This window comes from Curtobacterium sp. BNK-1 (assembly GCF_048685235.1).
GTDB classification, from domain to species: Bacteria; Pseudomonadota; Gammaproteobacteria; order Enterobacterales; family Enterobacteriaceae; genus Pantoea; species Pantoea agglomerans.
This window is the reverse complement of record NZ_JBLQTJ010000001.1, coordinates 3349962-3369419: the sequence shown is the minus strand read 5'-3', so window position 1 is coordinate 3369419 and position 19458 is coordinate 3349962. Positions and strand designations below refer to the sequence as shown.

Sequence of the window (19458 nt, the reverse complement as noted above, 5' to 3'; positions counted from 1 at the left end):
ACAAGCCAATTCTGGCCTGGATCGCTGGCGATCTCATCAATCTGGATCATTTATAACCGTTCAGATAAAAGATCCAAAAAAAGGGTTGTGCTCTGAAACGGGATCCCTATAATGCGCCTCCATCGACACGGAACACCGGCAACGGGAAGCGGGTTGAGAGGCACAGGAGACTGCGCCGCCGGAGAAAAACTTCTGAAATAGAGGTTGACTCTGCAGGAGGAAAGCGTAATATACGCCACCTCGCGACAGGACGCTAACGCACTGTTCGCACTGCTCTTTAACAATTTATCAGACAATCTGTGTGGGCACTCGCAGGATTGATATCAGCGTCTCCGGACGTAAAAAAATATCAAGCCTCACGAGTGAACACATAATGAAATTCATTATGACGTTTTACAGATGAGCACCGCTTAACTTGTTTAAGCAAATCAAACTTAAATTGAAGAGTTTGATCATGGCTCAGATTGAACGCTGGCGGCAGGCCTAACACATGCAAGTCGGACGGTAGCACAGAGAGCTTGCTCTCGGGTGACGAGTGGCGGACGGGTGAGTAATGTCTGGGGATCTGCCCGATAGAGGGGGATAACCACTGGAAACGGTGGCTAATACCGCATAACGTCGCAAGACCAAAGAGGGGGACCTTCGGGCCTCTCACTATCGGATGAACCCAGATGGGATTAGCTAGTAGGCGGGGTAATGGCCCACCTAGGCGACGATCCCTAGCTGGTCTGAGAGGATGACCAGCCACACTGGAACTGAGACACGGTCCAGACTCCTACGGGAGGCAGCAGTGGGGAATATTGCACAATGGGCGCAAGCCTGATGCAGCCATGCCGCGTGTATGAAGAAGGCCTTCGGGTTGTAAAGTACTTTCAGCGGGGAGGAAGGCGATGGGGTTAATAACCGCGTCGATTGACGTTACCCGCAGAAGAAGCACCGGCTAACTCCGTGCCAGCAGCCGCGGTAATACGGAGGGTGCAAGCGTTAATCGGAATTACTGGGCGTAAAGCGCACGCAGGCGGTCTGTTAAGTCAGATGTGAAATCCCCGGGCTTAACCTGGGAACTGCATTTGAAACTGGCAGGCTTGAGTCTTGTAGAGGGGGGTAGAATTCCAGGTGTAGCGGTGAAATGCGTAGAGATCTGGAGGAATACCGGTGGCGAAGGCGGCCCCCTGGACAAAGACTGACGCTCAGGTGCGAAAGCGTGGGGAGCAAACAGGATTAGATACCCTGGTAGTCCACGCCGTAAACGATGTCGACTTGGAGGTTGTTCCCTTGAGGAGTGGCTTCCGGAGCTAACGCGTTAAGTCGACCGCCTGGGGAGTACGGCCGCAAGGTTAAAACTCAAATGAATTGACGGGGGCCCGCACAAGCGGTGGAGCATGTGGTTTAATTCGATGCAACGCGAAGAACCTTACCTACTCTTGACATCCACGGAATTTGGCAGAGATGCCTTAGTGCCTTCGGGAACCGTGAGACAGGTGCTGCATGGCTGTCGTCAGCTCGTGTTGTGAAATGTTGGGTTAAGTCCCGCAACGAGCGCAACCCTTATCCTTTGTTGCCAGCGATTCGGTCGGGAACTCAAAGGAGACTGCCGGTGATAAACCGGAGGAAGGTGGGGATGACGTCAAGTCATCATGGCCCTTACGAGTAGGGCTACACACGTGCTACAATGGCGCATACAAAGAGAAGCGACCTCGCGAGAGCAAGCGGACCTCACAAAGTGCGTCGTAGTCCGGATCGGAGTCTGCAACTCGACTCCGTGAAGTCGGAATCGCTAGTAATCGTGGATCAGAATGCCACGGTGAATACGTTCCCGGGCCTTGTACACACCGCCCGTCACACCATGGGAGTGGGTTGCAAAAGAAGTAGGTAGCTTAACCTTCGGGAGGGCGCTTACCACTTTGTGATTCATGACTGGGGTGAAGTCGTAACAAGGTAACCGTAGGGGAACCTGCGGTTGGATCACCTCCTTACCTGAAGATACCTTCCCGCGCAGTGTCCACACAGATTGTCTGATAAAAAGTAATGAGCAGGACGGCTGCGAAGTCGTGACACTTTTGTGTCCCCTTCGTCTAGCGGTTAGGACTCCGCCCTTTCACGGCGGCAACAGGGGTTCGAATCCCCTAGGGGACGCCACCTGCTTGGTGACAGGTGAAAGGTGTCTCCATACAGTATCTCAAAACCGATTTGGTTGCGTAAGCAGCCGGGCCGCGTTTGAGATATTTGCTCTTTAACAATCCGGAACAAGCTGAAAATTGAAACGACGCAGCGCGTCATTCCTCCGTAATAAGGAATGACTCAGCGATGCGTTCGAGTCTCTCAAATGCTTGCAGCACGCAGCGTTGTAAAACGCCTGTGGGTTGTGAGGTTAAGCGACTAAGCGTACACGGTGGATGCCCAGGCAGTCAGAGGCGATGAAGGACGTGCTAATCTGCGTAAAGCGACGGTAAGGTGATATGAACCGCTACAGCCGTCGATGTCCGAATGGGGAAACCCGGTGCACTCTGTGCATCATTGCAGCATGAATACATAGTGCTGCAAGGCGAACCGGGGGAACTGAAACATCTAAGTACCCCGAGGAAAAGAAATCAACCGAGATTCCCCCAGTAGCGGCGAGCGAACGGGGAGCAGCCCAGAGCCTGAATCAGTTTGTGTGTTAGTGGAAGCGTCTGGAAAGTCGCAGGGTACAGGGTGATACTCCCGTACACAAAAGCACACAAGCTGTGAGCTCGATGAGTAAGGCGGGACACGTGGTATCCTGTCTGAATATGGGGGGACCATCCTCCAAGGCTAAATACTCCTGACTGACCGATAGTGAACCAGTACCGTGAGGGAAAGGCGAAAAGAACCCCGGCGAGGGGAGTGAAACAGAACCTGAAACCGTGTACGTACAAGCAGTGGGAGCCTTCTTTATGGGGGTGACTGCGTACCTTTTGTATAATGGGTCAGCGACTTATATTCTGTAGCAAGGTTAACCGTATAGGGGAGCCGCAGGGAAACCGAGTCTTAACTGGGCGTTAAGTTGCAGGGTATAGACCCGAAACCCGGTGATCTAGCCATGGGCAGGTTGAAGGTTGGGTAACACTAACTGGAGGACCGAACCGACTAATGTTGAAAAATTAGCGGATGACCTGTGGCTGGGGGTGAAAGGCCAATCAAACCGGGAGATAGCTGGTTCTCCCCGAAAGCTATTTAGGTAGCGCCTCGTGAACTCATCTTCGGGGGTAGAGCACTGTTTCGGCTAGGGGGCCATCCCGGCTTACCAACCCGATGCAAACTGCGAATACCGAAGAATGTTATCACGGGAGACACACGGCGGGTGCTAACGTCCGTCGTGAAGAGGGAAACAACCCAGACCGCCAGCTAAGGTCCCAAAGTCATGGTTAAGTGGGAAACGATGTGGGAAGGCACAGACAGCCAGGATGTTGGCTTAGAAGCAGCCATCATTTAAAGAAAGCGTAATAGCTCACTGGTCGAGTCGGCCTGCGCGGAAGATGTAACGGGGCTAAACCATGCACCGAAGCTGCGGCAGCGACGCTTAGGCGTTGTTGGGTAGGGGAGCGTTCTGTAAGCCGTCGAAGGTGTGCTGTGAGGCATGCTGGAGGTATCAGAAGTGCGAATGCTGACATAAGTAACGATAAAGCGGGTGAAAAGCCCGCTCGCCGGAAGACCAAGGGTTCCTGTTCAACGTTAATCGGAGCAGGGTGAGTCGACCCCTAAGGCGAGGCCGAAAGGCGTAGTCGATGGGAAACAGGTTAATATTCCTGTACTCGGTGTTACTGCGAAGGGGGGACGGAGAAGGCTATATCGGCCGGGCGACGGTTGTCCCGGTTTAAGCGTGTAGGCGGAGGGTCCAGGTAAATCCGGTCCCTTATTAACGCTGAGGCGTGACGACGAGGCACTACGGTGCTGAAGTGATAAATGCCCAGCTTCCAGGAAAAGCCTCTAAGCATCAGGTAACACAGAATCGTACCCCAAACCGACACAGGTGGTCAGGTAGAGAATACCAAGGCGCTTGAGAGAACTCGGGTGAAGGAACTAGGCAAAATGGTGCCGTAACTTCGGGAGAAGGCACGCTGGCGCGTAGGTGGAGGGATTTACTCCCCGAGCCGAAGCCAGTCGAAGATACCAGCTGGCTGCAACTGTTTATTAAAAACACAGCACTGTGCAAACACGAAAGTGGACGTATACGGTGTGACGCCTGCCCGGTGCCGGAAGGTTAATTGATGGGGTTATCCGTAAGGAGAAGCTCTTGATCGAAGCCCCGGTAAACGGCGGCCGTAACTATAACGGTCCTAAGGTAGCGAAATTCCTTGTCGGGTAAGTTCCGACCTGCACGAATGGCGTAATGATGGCCAGGCTGTCTCCACCCGAGACTCAGTGAAATTGAACTCGCTGTGAAGATGCAGTGTACCCGCGGCAAGACGGAAAGACCCCGTGAACCTTTACTACAGCTTGACACTGAACATTGAGCCTTGATGTGTAGGATAGGTGGGAGGCTTTGAAGCGCGGACGCCAGTCTGCGTGGAGCCAACCTTGAAATACCACCCTTTAATGTTTGATGTTCTAACGTAGGCCCGTGATCCGGGCTGCGGACAGTGTCTGGTGGGTAGTTTGACTGGGGCGGTCTCCTCCTAAAGAGTAACGGAGGAGCACGAAGGTCAGCTAATCACGGTCGGACATCGTGAGGTTAGTGCAATGGCATAAGCTGGCTTGACTGCGAGAGTGACGGCTCGAGCAGGTGCGAAAGCAGGTCATAGTGATCCGGTGGTTCTGAATGGAAGGGCCATCGCTCAACGGATAAAAGGTACTCCGGGGATAACAGGCTGATACCGCCCAAGAGTTCATATCGACGGCGGTGTTTGGCACCTCGATGTCGGCTCATCACATCCTGGGGCTGAAGTAGGTCCCAAGGGTACGGCTGTTCGCCGTTTAAAGTGGTACGCGAGCTGGGTTTAGAACGTCGTGAGACAGTTCGGTCCCTATCTGCCGTGGGCGCTGGAGAATTGAGGGGGGTTGCTCCTAGTACGAGAGGACCGGAGTGAACGCACCACTGGTGTTCGGGTTGTCATGCCAATGGCATTGCCCGGTAGCTAAGTGCGGAAAAGATAAGTGCTGAAAGCATCTAAGCACGAAACTTGCCCCGAGATGAGTTCTCCCTGACTCCTTGAGAGTCCTGAAGGGACGTTGAAGACTACGACGTTGATAGGCCGGGTGTGTAAGCGCAGCGATGCGTTGAGCTAACCGGTACTAATGACCCGTGAGGCTTAACCTTACAACGCCAGAGGCGTTTTTGAGAGACAGGTTTTCAGCTTGTTAACCGGATACAGTTGTGTCCTGCGGACTGAAGTCCGAAGGATTTTGCGCTGAGGCAAGGCGGCAACCGGGCGATACGAAGGAGCATACTGAAGTATGTGACGGAGTAGCGCGAGGGCGGCCAACGCAGCATCAGCACAAAAGACACAGGACAGAGCACAAAGAATTTGCCTGGCGGCTTTAGCGCGGTGGTCCCACCTGACCCCATGCCGAACTCAGAAGTGAAACGCCGTAGCGCCGATGGTAGTGTGGGGTCTCCCCATGCGAGAGTAGGGAACTGCCAGGCATCAAATTTAGTGTGCTGATATGGCTCAGTTGGTAGAGCGCACCCTTGGTAAGGGTGAGGTCCCCAGTTCGACTCTGGGTATCAGCACCAGTTAAGACACGAGTTCGGTAAATAAAAGAATTTGCCTGGCGGCTGTAGCGCGGTGGTCCCACCTGACCCCATGCCGAACTCAGAAGTGAAACGCCGTAGCGCCGATGGTAGTGTGGGGTCTCCCCATGCGAGAGTAGGGAACTGCCAGGCATCAAATAAGAGAGAGCCCTTTGCGTATGCGAAGGGCTTTTTTCGTTGTGGCAAACCGCGATAAAACTCCCTCTTCACAGCGTATCTGTCTGTCTATTCATAACAGCAACAGGTCAGTAAGCATATTAAAGCGGCTGTTCAGGCCATAAAAAAACCCGGCACCAGGCCGGGTAATGAGATAACTGAACGTCTGATCAGTGAATAACCTGCGATAAAAACGCCCGGGTACGCTCCGATTTTGGATTCGCAAAAAACTCCTGCGGTGGCGCGACTTCGACGATCTCTCCCCGATCCATAAAGATCACCCGGTCAGCCACCGTTCGGGCAAAGCCCATCTCATGGGTGACGCACAGCATGGTCATCCCATCCTCCGCCAGACCAATCATCGTATCCAGCACCTCTTTAACCATCTCAGGATCCAGCGCTGACGTGGGCTCATCAAACAGCATAATTTTGGGCTTCATACAGAGTGAGCGGGCGATGGCGACACGCTGCTGCTGTCCGCCAGAAAGCTGGCCCGGAAACTTATGTGCATGCTCGGCAATACGTACGCGTTGCAGATAGTGCATGGCCAGCTCATCAGCTTCCTTCTTTGGAATCTTTCTTACCCAGGAAGGTGCCAGCGTGCAGTTTTGCAGTACGGTCAGATGTGGAAAGAGATTGAAGTGCTGGAAGACCATACCGACTTCGGTGCGCACGCGCTCAATGTTACGAACGTCATCATTAAGATGGATACCGTCAACAACAATGCGGCCCTGCTGATGCTCTTCCAGATGGTTGATACAGCGGATCGTCGTCGATTTGCCGGAGCCGGAAGGTCCGCACAGTACGATGCGTTCACGGGGTTTAACCTGCAGGTTGATGTCTTTCAGTACATGGAATTGCCCGTACCATTTATTCACGTTCTCAAGCGAGATCATCAACGCGTCGGAAGAGTGTGTCATAGAGTCAGTCATGTAAAACCTCAGTGCGATGTACGCCCGGTGTGAAAGCGCTTTTCCAGATACTGGCTGTAGCGCGACATGCTAAAACAGAAGATCCAATAGACCAGTGCAGCAAAGACATAACCTTCGGTCGACATCCCCAGCCAGGTCGGATCGACCGTTGCCTGCTGGACGCTGCTGAACAGATCGAAAAGACCAATGATGATGACCAGGCTGGTATCTTTAAACAGTGCGATGATAGTATTGACCAGGCCGGGAATAGTGAGCTTCAGCGCCTGGGGCAGAATAACCAGCATCTGCGTCTTCCAGTAGCCCAGCGCCAGAGATTCGGCTGCTTCGTACTGACCTTTCGGCAGTGCCTGCAGGCCACCGCGAACCACCTCTGCCACATAGGCGGACTGGAACAGAATGACGCCGACCAGCGCGCGCACCAGCTTGTCGATGTTAGTGCCTTCAGACATAAACAGCGGCAGCATCACGGATGACATAAACAGTACGGTAATCAGCGGCACGCCGCGCCAGAACTCAATAAAGATAATCGACAGCGTGCGCACGACCGGCATGCGTGAGCGACGGCCCAGTGCAAGCAAAATACCCAGCGGCAGCGCACCGGCAATACCCACCGACGCAATAATCAGCGTCAGCGTTAATCCGCCCCATTGACGTGTTTCGACACGTTCCAGCCCCAGATAGCCGCCATACAGCAGAAACCAGACAATCACCGGATAGATGACAGCCCAGGCAGCAATGTAGCGTCCACGATACGGCAGGCTCTTCAGGAACATCGGCACAATCGACAGCAGGCCGATCACCAGCGCCAGGTTAATACGCCAGCGCAACTCATGCGGGTAAAGCCCATACATGAACTGGCCGAAACGAGCATGGATAAAGACCCAACAGGCACCCTCTTTGGTGCAATCGGCGCGCGTGGTGCCGATCCAGTTTGCCTGAAAGACCAGCCAGTTCAGCGCGGGTGGAATGACGTGCCAGATAACCCAGATGCAAAACAGCGTCAGTAGCGTATTAAACCAGCTGGAAAACAGGTTTTTACGAGCCCAAAACCAGGCGCGACTGACCAGAGTCGTCGGGACGGGGGGCGTTTCATGCGTAGTCACAGACATAGTTATCCCGTTCTCTTAACGCTCAACCAGCGCAATTTTGCGGTTGTAGAAGTTCATAAGCATTGATATCAGCAGGCTGATAATCAGGTAAACGCCCATCGTGATAGCAATCGTCTCGATGGCCTGACCGGTCTGATTCAGTACCGATCCGGCGAACAGCGACACCATATCGGGATAACCGATAGCGGCGGCGAGTGAGGAGTTCTTCACGATGTTCAGATACTGGCTGGTTAGTGGCGGAATAATGACGCGCATGGCCTGCGGAATAATCACCTGGCGCAGCGTAACCGGATTAGGCAGCCCCAGCGACCGCGCTGCTTCATGCTGACCATAGGGGACCGACTGGATCCCGGAGCGGATCACTTCAGCAATAAACGACGACGTATAAATCGACAGTGCCAGCGTCAGGGCTGCCAGCTCCGGTATCATCACCGAGCCGCCACGGAAATTGAAACCGCGCAGTTGTGGCACATCCCAGTGCGTGGCTGGGCCAAACCCAAGGTGTGCAAGCAAAGGAAAGAGAATCAGCATCGCAACGGCAGCGGGCCATGTGCGACGTAACTGACCGGATTTCAGCTGATGTTTACGGTTAAAGCGGTACAGGCCATAGCTCACAGCCGCGGCCAGAAGCAGTGCAATAACAAACGGCCAGCTGCCTGCTGCATAGGTCGGCCATGGAACGTAGAGTCCGCGATTACTGACATATGCCAGGTCAAAAGCATTCAGCGCCTGACGTGGGCCCGGTAGATTGCGTAAGACTGCAAAGTACCAGAAGAAGATTTGCAGCAGGGGTGGGATATTACGGAAGGTTTCGATATAGATATTCGAGAGTTTCCGCAGCAGCCAGTTGTCAGAAAGGCGGGCAAGACCGACCGCGAATCCGAGAATCGAAGCGAAAACAATACAGAGTGCAGAGACCAGCAGCGTGTTGGTTAATCCGACCAGAAACACGCGCGCGTAGGTATCTCCCTCAGTGTACTCAATCAGATGCTGAACGATGCCGAAACCGGCAGTGCGCTCAAGAAATCCAAACCCCGATGTAATACCGCGATTAGCAAGGTTAATAATGGTGTTATGCACCAGATAACCCACCACACCAAGCACCGCGACGACGGCGATGAGCTGATAAATCCAGGCGCGAACCGTGGGATTACCAAATGAAAAATCCCTTTTCACGGTTGGGCGTTGTGACATGTTGAAACCTCAGTAACGAAAGCTGGGGTAGGGCACCACAGAATAGGGTGCCCGATTAGTGAGGTCTGTTAACGTACCGGTGGTGCGTACTGAATACCGCCCTGGTTCCACAACGCATTCTGACCACGTGCAATCTTCAGTGCGCTGTCTTTACCGACGTTACGGTCAAAGCTTTCCTGATAGTTACCCACCTGCTTGACGATGTTGTAGGCCCACTTGTTATCCAGCTTCAGATCCTTACCAAAATCACCTTCGGCGCCCAGGAAGTGTGCCATGTCTGGTGTGGTTGGCTTGGCCGTCATCTGATCAACGTTCTTCGAGGAGATGCCCATCTCCTCCGCATTCAGCATGGCGTAGAGCGACCACTTCACGATGGTGAACCAGTCATCATCACCACGACGCACCAACGGCCCCAGCGGCTCTTTGGAGATCACTTCGGGCAGAACAATAAATTCGTCCGGTTTGCCCAGCTTAATGCGTAATGCGTAAAGCTGAGACTGGTCAGATGCCAGCGTATCGCAACGTCCGCTATCCAGCGCTTTAGCCGATTCATCAGAGCGGTCAAAGGTCACAGGCGTATATTGCATTTTGTTGGCTTTAAAGAAGTCCGCTACGTTCAGCTCGGTGTCGGTTCCCGCCTGAATACAGACAGTGGCACCATCCAGCTCTTTCGCACTTTTCAGGCCGGCCTTCTGGTGAGTCAGGAAGCCGATACCGTCGTAATAGTTCACGCCCGCAAACAGGAAGCCCATGCCGCCATCGCGCGATGAGGTCCAGGTGGTATTACGTGAAAGCACATCCACCTCGCCGGACTGCAGAGCGGTAAAACGCTCTTTCGCGGTCAGCGGGGTATATTTCACTTTGGTCGCATCACCAAACACAGCGGCAGCCGTCGCACGACACACATCCACATCGATACCGGTAAACTTGCCGCCAGCATCTGCATAGGAGAAGCCCGGCAAGCCGTCACTGATACCACATTGAACAAAACCTTTTTTCTTTATCGCATCCAGTGTGGTGCCTGCGTGTGCTTGCTGAGCAACGGCAACCAGCGAGGCAGCAGCGATCAGCGTAGAGAGCATCATCTTTTTCATAAAGCATCCTGTGTGGCGGGATCATGTTGTTATGTTTGCGCACTTTAGTGTGCGTTTTTCCTGTCTGTGGCGGTCAGCCATCCACGACTCTGCAAAGCTGATGCCAGGTTTGCAGGTTCCTGAATTCGTATGAAAGAACGGTTAATAATCGGAAGCACTTAGAAAGTTCCGCTAATATGGCGCACCAAAAGGAAGCAATGCGAGTCGACCCGATCACATTTAGTGCAAATAGTTTCACTATGTGGGAGCAGTGTGAGCATTCACTCAGGCAGAAATGTATGAAGAGATTGCGTTGCTTTTTAATGCGCAGAAAGTCACATACCCAGCAGTGGCGGGGATGTGAAGCGAGGTGAGGGTCAGGCAGGCACTAAGTCAAATCACAGCAGGCAAAAGCGAGAGGGTGAAATATCACGCCAGCGATTGCAACTACAGTTACCATATTACCGGAAACTGTTTCACTATCATTACCGTGGCTTTGTGCGTCGACGCACAAATAAAAACGCCAGCCCGAAGGCTGGCGTGATTTACAGACAGAACTAAAAATCAGTTCATGCCGTATTTTTTCAATTTCTTACGCAGCGTACCGCGGTTGATACCCATCATCAGGGCAGCACGGGTCTGATTGCCACGGGTATACTGCATCACCATGTCCAACAGAGGCTGCTCGACTTCAGCCAAAACCAGCTCATACAGGTCGCTCACATCCTGACCATTCAGTTGAGCAAAATAGTTCTTCAGTGCCTGTTTAACCGAATCACGCAAAGGTTTTTGAGTTACCTGATCCTGTGAGTTAACGGTTGAAACGGTCAGTACGTCAGAATTTACGCGTTGTTCGAACATAGTTCTTTCAGCTCTTTATTTCGTTACGCAAGATTTTCGAAGTATGCCTCCAACGCCTCCAGCTGTTCGCTGGCATCCTCAATGGCGTTGAATGTGCGCCGAAACTGGTCATTCGGGGCGTGCTCCTGCAGGTACCAGGAGACGTGCTTTCGCGCTATACGGTATCCCTTGCCTGAACCGTAAAAGTCGTGCAGCTCACGTATATGCGAAACAAGCAAGCGCTTGACCTCTGCCATCGGCAGCGGGGCAAGCAACTCCCCAGTGTCCAGATAATGCTGGATTTCCCGGAAGATCCACGGTCTTCCCTGAGCAGCACGTCCTATCATCAGAGCATCGGCCCCTGTATAGTCGAGCACCGCTCTGGCTTTATGCGGGTCAGTTATGTCTCCATTCGCGATAATCGGAATGGAGACACTCTGCTTAACTGTCCGAATGCTGTCATATTCAGCTTCTCCGTTGAACAGGCAGGCACGAGTGCGACCATGTATCGTCAGAGCCTGTATACCGCAGCGTTCAGCCAATTGGGCAATCGCGACACAGTTCCTGTTTTCAGGATCCCAGCCAGTACGAATTTTCAGCGTAACCGGCACATTCACTGCATTAACCACTGCGGAGAGAATTGACTCCACCACGGTGGGATATTGCAGCAAGGCTGAACCCGCCATTTTGCGGTTAACCTTCTTGGCAGGGCATCCCATATTAATGTCGATGACCTGTGCACCAGCCTCAACATTAATGCGTGCAGCTTGCGCCATTTCACTGGGATCGCAACCGGCAATTTGCACGGCGCGAATGCCTGGCTCATCGCTGTGAACCATACGTAATCGAGATTTGTCGCTAGCCCAGACTTCCGGGTTTGAAGACAACATCTCAGAAACTGCCATGCCCGCACCCATTTCGTGACACAGCGCCCTGAACGGCCTGTCGGTAATACCGGCCATCGGTGCTGCAATCAGTCGATTTCTCAGCTGGAGGTTTCCAATACGCATGAAGTCAGAATGGCCATACTGTGTCTGCAAGGCGGCGTATATTACGCATTTTTGCAGGAAGATGAAAGGCCAAACTTTGAACAATCAGCAAGAAAGATCAATGAAATCCGGGTCATGATCGATGCGCATATTTATTAAGCTTAAATATCAATGACTTAATAATTTATGCTGAAATTGTGAGCAAAAATTTTTCCAGAAAAGTACGTCAATTCGCCAGATAAAAAACGTCACATGCCGTGATTAACGATACAAGCATCCATTTCAAATCGGGAAAGCCCGCAACTTACGCTACGGGCTGGCTGAATGTTCTGTTAAGGCACTTTGTTCCGGGCAGCGCGATATCAGAGGCGGCAGACAGGCGCCATATTCAGGATTTAATCCCGGTAATCCGGCACCACTCCTCTTTAACCGCAACCGGGTCGAGCGTGAACTCGCTGACATACGCTTCGCAGACGCTCTCTGCCTGGCTCTCTAACACGCCCGAGAGGCCCAGATGACCGCCAGACTTCGGCAGTACGCTGATCAGCGGGGCCAGTTCACGTAGCGGGCCGGCCAGGATATTGGCCACCACCACATCAGCCTGCAGATTTTCGGGTTGCTGGTGGGGCAGATAGAGCGACAGGCGATCAGAGACGCCGTTGCGCTCAGCATTATCCCGGCTGGCCTGAATAGCCTGCGGATCGATATCAATCCCGATCGCCTGAGCCGCGCCCAGCTTCAGTGCGGCGATCGCCAGGATCCCCGAACCACAGCCGAAATCGATCACCGTTTTGCCCACCAGATCCAGCCCGTCAAGCCAGGTAAGGCAGAGTGAGGTGGTCGGATGCGTGCCGGTCCCAAACGCCAGGCCGGGATCGAGCATCACGTTGACGGCATCAGGATCCGGCACATCACGCCAGCTCGGACAGATCCAGAGCCGCTCACCGAAGCGCATCGGATGGAAGTTTTCCATCCATTCGCGCTCCCAGTCTTTATCTTCGATCTGCTCGATCCGGTGACGAAAACCGGCGCCCAGCAACGGATGCTGCGCCAGTTCGGCGGTAATCGCGGCCATATCAGTTTCTGCATCGAACAGGCCGATAACATCGGTATCGCCCCACAGGCGGGTTTCACCTGGCAGCGGCTCATACACCGGCGTGTCGTTGGTATCCTGAAAGGTCACTGAAACCGCACCGATGTCCATCAGCGCATCGCTCAGCGTTTCCGCGTGTTCACCTGAGCTATTAATTTTGATTTGAATCCACGGCATAACGTCTCTCTTTCCGTCAATGTTGCGGCGCGTCGACCGTTTGCGGCGCGCGTCCAAACAGGTTGCCCACTAAAAATGCCAGCAGGCTTAAAAGCAGTGAGGGCACAATGGGATGAAAACCCAGAATCTGCAGGTTCAGGCTCGCCAGAAAAGCGTAGCAGCCTCCACCCACCACCATGCCGGTGATGGCGCCTGCGGCATTAGCGCGTTCCCAGTAGAGACCCAGTACCAGCGGCCAGAGGAAAACCGCCTCAAGGCCGCCAAAGGCCAGCAGGTTGAGCCAGATAATCATATCGGGTGGATTCCAGGCCGCAATCAGCAGCAGGAGACCCAGTGCGAACGTAATGGTGCCAGATAACAGCCGCAGCCGCGTCTCATTTTCCATCTGCTGTGGGGCAACACGCAGATAGAGATCTTTGATCAGCGTAGCCGAAGCCTGTAACAGCTGGGCATTAATGGTCGACATAATGGCGGCCATGGGGGCTGCCAGAAACAGTCCGGCAGCTAACGGTGGCAGCACAGTGATCATCAGGGTGGGTATAACACTATCCGGCACGGTCAGATTCGGCAGTATCGCCCGGCCCAGCGCACCGGCCAGATGCATTCCCAGCATCAGGATCACCACCACAATGGTACCCAGAATAATGGCCCGATGGACTGCCTTGCTGTCTTTATAAGAGATGCAGCGCACCGCAGTATGCGGCAAGCCAATCACCCCAAAGCAGACCAGCACGACAAATGAACTGAGGAAGGTCGGCGTTATAATCTCACCCGGTCCCTGCGGCGACAGCAGAGCGGGATCAATGTCATGTAGTTTCTGCACGGCCGTGCTCAGGCCGCCAGCCTGATGAATCACCGCGAACAGCAGCAGAAATGTGCCAATCAGCATCACGATGCCCTGCATGGCGTCATTGAGAACGCTGGCACGGAACCCGCCAAAAGCGGTGTAGAGCGCAATAGTGCCGCCAAAAATCAGCAGACCCGTGTCATACGGGATGCCTGCGGCGGTTTCGAGCAGCCGCGCGCCGCCAATAAACTGCACCGTCATGGCACCGATAAAGGCAACCAGCAGGCTCAGACTCGCCAGCCAGATCAGCAGCGGGCTCTGATAGCGGGCGTAGAGCATGTCATTCAGCGTCACCGCATTATGCTTGCGCGCCAGGATGGCAAACTTTTTCCCCAGCACACCCAGCGAGAGCCAGACGGCGGGCACCTGCACCATCGCCAGCAATACCCATCCCAGCCCATATTTGTAGGCGGCACCGGGACCACCAATAAACGAGCTGGCGCTGATATAGGTGGTGGTGAGCGTCATCGCCAGCACAAATCCGCCCATGGAGCGGCTGCCAAGGAAATATTCAGTGAGGAAGCTACCCTCGCGCCTTTTGCGCACGGCAAACACCGACAGCGCGGCAATCAACACCAGATAAATCAGTAACGGCAGGATAATTTCACTGTTCATTTGTGTCCTCCAGCGGCATGTCGCGGAAAATTAACCGCACCATCATCCAGCACAGGAATATGAACAACAGGGGAGCAAACAGGCAGGAGAGTTCAAACCAGCGCGGCAGGCCGGTGATACCAATTTCACTGCCACCCAGCCAGGCAGAAAGCCCCCAGGCAGCGAGCCAGAGCAGGGTGAGGTAGAGCGACCAGCGCGCCTCTTTATGTGCCTGTATAAAACGAGCATCCATGATTCAACCTTAACGCCAGCGGCAAAAGAAAAAGGCCGGATTAACCGGCCTCTGACTGACTCAGCGTTGCGTTTACTTCTCGTGCAAGCCGAGTTTTTTCTCCAGATAGTGGATATTGGTTCCACCGTGCTGGAAGTTTTCGTCGGACATGATTTTCATCTGCAGTTCAACGTTGGTTTTGATACCGTCGATGATCAGTTCCGCCAGCGCATTCTTCATGCGGGCGATAGCCACGTCGCGCGTTTCGCCATAAGTGATCAGCTTACCGATCATGGAGTCGTAATACGGCGGTACGGTGTAGCCTGAGTAAATATGCGACTCCCAGCGCACGCCAAAACCGCCTGGCGCATGGAAGCGGGTGATTTTACCCGGACTTGGCAGGAAGGTGACCGGATCTTCAGCGTTAATACGGCACTCGACCGCATGTCCGCGAATAACCACTTCGTCCTGTTTGATCGACAGTGGCTGACCCGCAGCAATGCGCAGCTGCTCTTTGATCAGATCCACACCAGTGATCATCTCGGTCACCGGATGTTCCACCTGAATACGGGTGTTCATCTCAATGAAGTAGAACTCACCGTTTTCGTACAGAAACTCGAAGGTACCTGCGCCACGATAGCCAATCTCAATACAGGCTTTGGCACAACGATTGCCGATAAAGCTGCGCTGTTCTTCAGTAATACCTGGGCCTGGCGCTTCTTCAACCACTTTCTGGTGACGACGCTGCATAGAGCAGTCACGTTCGCCCAGATAGATCGCGTTGCCCTGGCCGTCAGCCAGAACCTGAATCTCGATGTGGCGCGGATTCTCCAGATACTTCTCCATGTAAACCATGTCGTTGCTGAAAGCCGCTTTGGCTTCCGCTTTCGTCATGTTGATGGATTGTTCCAGATCTTTGTCGCTGCGCACAACGCGCATACCACGACCGCCGCCGCCGCCAGAGGCTTTGATGATGACCGGATAACCGATGCGCTTCGCAAAGGCACGGTTTTTTTCCATATCATCGGTCAGCGAACCGTCAGAACCGGGTACGGTTGGGACGCCTGCTTTCTTCATCGCATTAATCGCAGAGACTTTGTCGCCCATCAGGCGAATGGTGTCTGCTTTCGGACCGATAAAGATAAAGCCGGAGCGCTCAACCTGCTCAGCAAAATCGGCATTCTCAGAGAGGAAGCCGTAGCCAGGGTGAATCGCCACCGCGCCGGTGATCTCTGCAGCAGAGATCAGCGCCGGGATGTTGAGGTAACTTTTAACTGACTGCGCCGGGCCGATGCAGACGGTTTCGTCTGCCAGCAGCACGTGCTTCAGGTCACGATCCGCGCTTGAGTGTACCGCAACAGTCTTGATGCCCAGTTCTTTACAGGCACGCAGAATGCGCAGCGCAATCTCACCACGGTTAGCAATAACAATTTTATCCAGCATGATCTGCCCCGTTACTCGATGATAACCAGTGGCTCGTCAAATTCGACCGGCTGACCGCTTTCAACCAGGATCGCTTTCACTACACCTGATTTGTCAGCTTCGATCTGGTTCATCATTTTCATGGCTTCGACGATGCACAAGGTATCGCCGGCATTCACTTTCTGGCCGACTTCCACAAAGGCTTTCGCATCCGGGCTCGGCGTACGGTAGAAGGTCCCTACCATTGGTGAACGCACGATGTGACCGCTGATTTCAGCCGGTGCCGCTTCGGCAACCGCTGCAACAGGAGCAACAGCTGTTGCCAGAGCAGGCTGTTGAACCGGCGCAGCGTAAGTCTGCTGCATCATCGGGTAACCCACGTTTGCAGGTGCACGGCTGATGCGAACGGACTCTTCACCTTCAGAAATTTCCAGCTCTGAAATGCCAGACTCTTCAACCAGTTCGATCAGTTTTTTAATTTTACGAATATCCATGAGTGGGGTTCCGTACTCAGTTTGATTAATTAGTTTGAGACAGGCGTTTTACTGCCGTTTGTAAAGCCCATGTGTAGCCGTCAGCGCCAAGCCCACAGATCACGCCAGCAGAGACATCAGAAAGATAGGAGTGATGGCGGAAGGGCTCGCGGGCATGCACGTTGGAGAGATGAACCTCGATAAACGGTATTTCTACCGCCAGCAGGGCATCACGTAGTGCGACACTGGTATGGGTAAACGCGGCAGGATTAATAATGATGTAATCCACATTGCCTTTGGCCTCATGAATGCGATCAATCAGCTGAAATTCAGCATTGGTTTGCAGGTGGCTCAATTCCACATTCAACTGGTCTGCCTGACGTGTCAAATCGTCAACGATCTGACGCAGCGTGGTATGACCATACTTCTCAGGTTCACGCGTTCCCAACAGGTTCAGGTTGGGCCCGTTTAAAAGCAGAATATGTAATTTATGCGCCATCGTGCTGCCATCTCCCGCAATCATTGAGGCATCGCGTAAAATACCTTGCGAATCTTCATTTGTCACCTTTGAGAATGAAAAAGAAGACCCGACGAGCAATAAAGCCGGGCATTATATCCGTTTCGTGTCATTTCGCAGCAAAATACTGGTCTTATCTGCGAAGATGATCGGATGTGGCCTGCGGGCCACATCTTTTATCAGAAAAGTGCAGAGGAAAACAACGGGTGAAGCGCTAGCGAGGCCACCATTTGAGAAATTTTTTGTAACGCCAGGCTAACAGTATTGCAGCAAGTAGTGCGTAGATAAGTGGCTGGGGTGACACGGTTTTCACTGACCAGATATAGTGAATCGGCACCAGAATGGCCACCAGATAGACCGCGTTGTGCAGGGTTTGCCAGCGCTTACCGAGCTTGCGCTGAGCGCGCTGAAACGACGTCAGCGCCAGGGCCAGTAATATCAGCCAGCTGATAATCCCCAGTGTCAGATAGGGACGGGAAATCAGCTCGCTGCCCAGCAGACGCAGATTGTCAGCGCCCAGCTCCAGCAGGTAATAGCTCAGCAGATGGAGAGAAGCCCAGACAAACGTCCAGACGCCAAGCAGACGCCGGGTGCGGATTAACAGCGGTTGCCTGCCATAACGTGCCAGCGGTGAGACCAGCAGCGTACCCAGCAGCAGTTTCAGCGCCATGCGGCCGGTAAAATGCTGAATATCTTTTGCCGGATCCGCACTCAGGCCGCCCTGCATCGCGGCAAGAACCAGATAAACCAACGGCAACAGGGCCGCCAGATGCAGAATCACCTTAAGCCAGGTGATCTGTTTTATCGACAGGCGTACCACCTAGTAATTCCCCCGTAAATCCAGGCCACGATAGAGCGACGCAACCTGTTCGGCATAGCCGTTAAACAGCAGCGTTGGCTGACGTTCGACCTTCAGACTTCCGCCCGGGCCAATAAATCGCTCAGTGGCCTGCGACCAGCGTGGATGATTAACATGCGGATTCACATTGGCATAAAAACCATATTCATCTGCGGCGATCTGGTTCCAGGTCGTTGGTGGCTGATTTGCGGTCAGGGTGATTTTGACAATCGACTTAATGCCCTTAAAACCATATTTCCACGGCACCGTCAGGCGAATCGGCGCGCCATTCTGCGGCGGCAGCGCTTTGCCATAGACGCCGGTAGTCAGAATGGTCAGCGGATGCATGGCTTCATCCAGACGTAAACCTTCGACATAGGGATAATTGAGTCCGCCGCCAATAAAGCGATCTTTCTGACCTGGCATCTGCTCAGGATCGTACAGCGTCTGGAAGGCGACAAAACGCGCTTTGCTGGTGGGTTCCGCCAGAGAGATAAGCTTATTCAGCTCAAAGCCTATCCAGGGCACCACCATCGACCAGGCCTCCACGCAGCGCATGCGATAGATTCGCTGCTCCATGGCAAACCGTTTAAAGATGTCATCCATATCCAGGGTCACGGGCTTAGCCACTTCGCCATCAATGGTCAGTTTCCAGGGCTCTGTTTTCAGCGTACCGGCATTGGCGGCCGGATCGGCCTTATCCAGCCCGAACTCATAGAAGTTGTTATAGCCGGAAACTTTATCCGCAGGCGTTAAGGTCAGATCGGCCTGATATTGTGCTGGTTTGGTAAAGTCCAGCGGCCGGCCTGCTGGCGCGGGTGGGCGATCGTTGCCTTTGAACCAGCTGAGAATATCGGCTTGCGCCACGCCCGGCATACCCATCGCCGCTGCGCTCAGTCCCAGCGTTTTCAGCACCTGGCGGCGCTTCATGTTAAAAATGCTTTCCGGCGTTACGTCGGCTTCGGTCAGACGGGGTGTGCGTTTCATGGTGCCTTCTCCAGACAGGATGTCATTAACCAGCATGATGACTATTACTGATATCAGCCAGTTTCGCCCTGAAAATGTGAAATTTCCTGGCTGGCCGGTACGATGAGAATGCACCGAAAAGTGCCAGGATCAACGTCAGCGATGATATCCCGACGATATACTTCGGCTTCATACGTCCCGGCGCTGTCGGCAACGGCAAATTATGCTATTTTTGCTCGCGTTTTCGTCAGGCTGACGGTACAAGGTTGGGTGATCCGGTTATCACCGCAGTA

At 53.6% G+C, this 19458-nt stretch carries 14 protein-coding genes, 2 tRNA genes and 4 rRNA genes; 6 read left to right on the top strand and 14 right to left on the bottom strand.

Going from position 1 to position 19458, the window contains the following annotated elements; translation table 11 throughout:
• Positions 1–436: 436 nt before the first annotated feature.
• The 6 genes from ACMGGP_RS15880 (at position 437) to rrf (ACMGGP_RS15855) (ending at position 5845) form a co-directional block, all read left to right on the top strand.
• Positions 437–1976 (top strand): 16S ribosomal RNA (locus tag ACMGGP_RS15880).
• An 88-nt stretch (positions 1977–2064) separates the two neighbouring features.
• A tRNA-Glu gene (locus ACMGGP_RS15875) sits at positions 2065–2139 on the top strand.
• Between the two features lie 230 nt (positions 2140–2369).
• Positions 2370–5278 (top strand): 23S ribosomal RNA (locus ACMGGP_RS15870).
• A 211-nt stretch (positions 5279–5489) separates the two neighbouring features.
• Positions 5490–5605 (top strand): 5S ribosomal RNA (gene rrf / locus ACMGGP_RS15865).
• Positions 5606–5619: 14 nt separating this feature from the next.
• Positions 5620–5695, top strand: a tRNA-Thr gene (locus ACMGGP_RS15860).
• A 34-nt stretch (positions 5696–5729) separates the two neighbouring features.
• Positions 5730–5845, top strand: a 5S ribosomal RNA gene (gene rrf, locus ACMGGP_RS15855).
• Together the 16S, 23S and 5S rRNA genes with 2 tRNA genes alongside form the textbook arrangement of a ribosomal RNA operon.
• Positions 5846–6039: 194 nt before the next feature.
• On the opposite strand, the gene ACMGGP_RS15850 is transcribed toward rrf (ACMGGP_RS15855), so the two are convergent.
• The 14 genes from ACMGGP_RS15850 to msrP form a co-directional block, all read right to left on the bottom strand.
• Entirely contained in the window at positions 6040–6789 is a 750-nt protein-coding gene (locus ACMGGP_RS15850) for an amino acid ABC transporter ATP-binding protein (RefSeq protein ID WP_498798626.1), read from the bottom strand.
• 20 nt (positions 6790–6809) lie between these two features.
• Positions 6810–7910: an amino acid ABC transporter permease gene (locus ACMGGP_RS15845; protein ID WP_010255980.1), complete on the bottom strand. Its 1101-nt coding sequence runs from the start codon at positions 7908–7910 to the stop codon at positions 6810–6812.
• Positions 7911–7925: 15 nt separating this feature from the next.
• A complete protein-coding gene (locus ACMGGP_RS15840) occupies positions 7926–9104 on the bottom strand; it encodes an amino acid ABC transporter permease (RefSeq protein ID WP_498798625.1) in 1179 nt (392 codons plus the stop codon).
• A 68-nt stretch (positions 9105–9172) separates the two neighbouring features.
• The gene (locus ACMGGP_RS15835) at positions 9173–10198 is read right to left on the bottom strand and encodes an amino acid ABC transporter substrate-binding protein (RefSeq protein ID WP_010255984.1); all 1026 of its coding nucleotides are present in this window, start codon (positions 10196–10198) and stop codon (positions 9173–9175) included.
• Positions 10199–10741: 543 nt separating this feature from the next.
• Complete coding sequence (fis, locus tag ACMGGP_RS15830) at positions 10742–11038, bottom strand: DNA-binding transcriptional regulator Fis (protein ID WP_003855228.1); 297 nt, start codon at positions 11036–11038, stop codon at positions 10742–10744.
• Positions 11039–11061: 23 nt separating this feature from the next.
• On the bottom strand, positions 11062–12111 hold the full coding sequence (gene dusB / locus ACMGGP_RS15825; RefSeq protein ID WP_022623947.1) for a tRNA dihydrouridine synthase DusB: 1050 nt from the start codon (positions 12109–12111) through the stop codon (positions 11062–11064).
• Positions 12112–12394: 283 nt separating this feature from the next.
• On the bottom strand, positions 12395–13276 hold the full coding sequence (gene prmA / locus ACMGGP_RS15820; protein WP_010699821.1) for a 50S ribosomal protein L11 methyltransferase: 882 nt from the start codon (positions 13274–13276) through the stop codon (positions 12395–12397).
• 16 nt (positions 13277–13292) lie between these two features.
• Complete coding sequence (gene panF / locus ACMGGP_RS15815; RefSeq protein WP_010256003.1) at positions 13293–14738, bottom strand: sodium/pantothenate symporter; 1446 nt, start codon at positions 14736–14738, stop codon at positions 13293–13295.
• Positions 14728–14970 (bottom strand): YhdT family protein, encoded by a 243-nt coding sequence (locus ACMGGP_RS15810; protein WP_010256005.1) that lies wholly within the window; start codon positions 14968–14970, stop codon positions 14728–14730. The genes panF and ACMGGP_RS15810 overlap by 11 nt, the downstream gene beginning before the upstream one ends.
• 72 nt (positions 14971–15042) lie before the next feature.
• A complete protein-coding gene (accC, locus tag ACMGGP_RS15805; RefSeq protein ID WP_010256007.1) occupies positions 15043–16392 on the bottom strand; it encodes an acetyl-CoA carboxylase biotin carboxylase subunit in 1350 nt (449 codons plus the stop codon).
• Positions 16393–16403: 11 nt separating this feature from the next.
• Positions 16404–16865, bottom strand: coding sequence for an acetyl-CoA carboxylase biotin carboxyl carrier protein (gene accB / locus ACMGGP_RS15800; protein WP_010256009.1), 462 nt, complete (start codon positions 16863–16865; stop codon positions 16404–16406).
• Between the two features lie 25 nt (positions 16866–16890).
• Positions 16891–17367, bottom strand: coding sequence for a type II 3-dehydroquinate dehydratase (aroQ, locus tag ACMGGP_RS15795; protein ID WP_022623946.1), 477 nt, complete (start codon positions 17365–17367; stop codon positions 16891–16893).
• Between the two features lie 208 nt (positions 17368–17575).
• On the bottom strand, positions 17576–18181 hold the full coding sequence (msrQ, locus tag ACMGGP_RS15790; RefSeq protein ID WP_010699820.1) for a protein-methionine-sulfoxide reductase heme-binding subunit MsrQ: 606 nt from the start codon (positions 18179–18181) through the stop codon (positions 17576–17578).
• On the bottom strand, positions 18182–19186 hold the full coding sequence (msrP, locus tag ACMGGP_RS15785; protein ID WP_033787988.1) for a protein-methionine-sulfoxide reductase catalytic subunit MsrP: 1005 nt from the start codon (positions 19184–19186) through the stop codon (positions 18182–18184).
• Between the last annotated feature and the right edge of the window lie 272 nt (positions 19187–19458).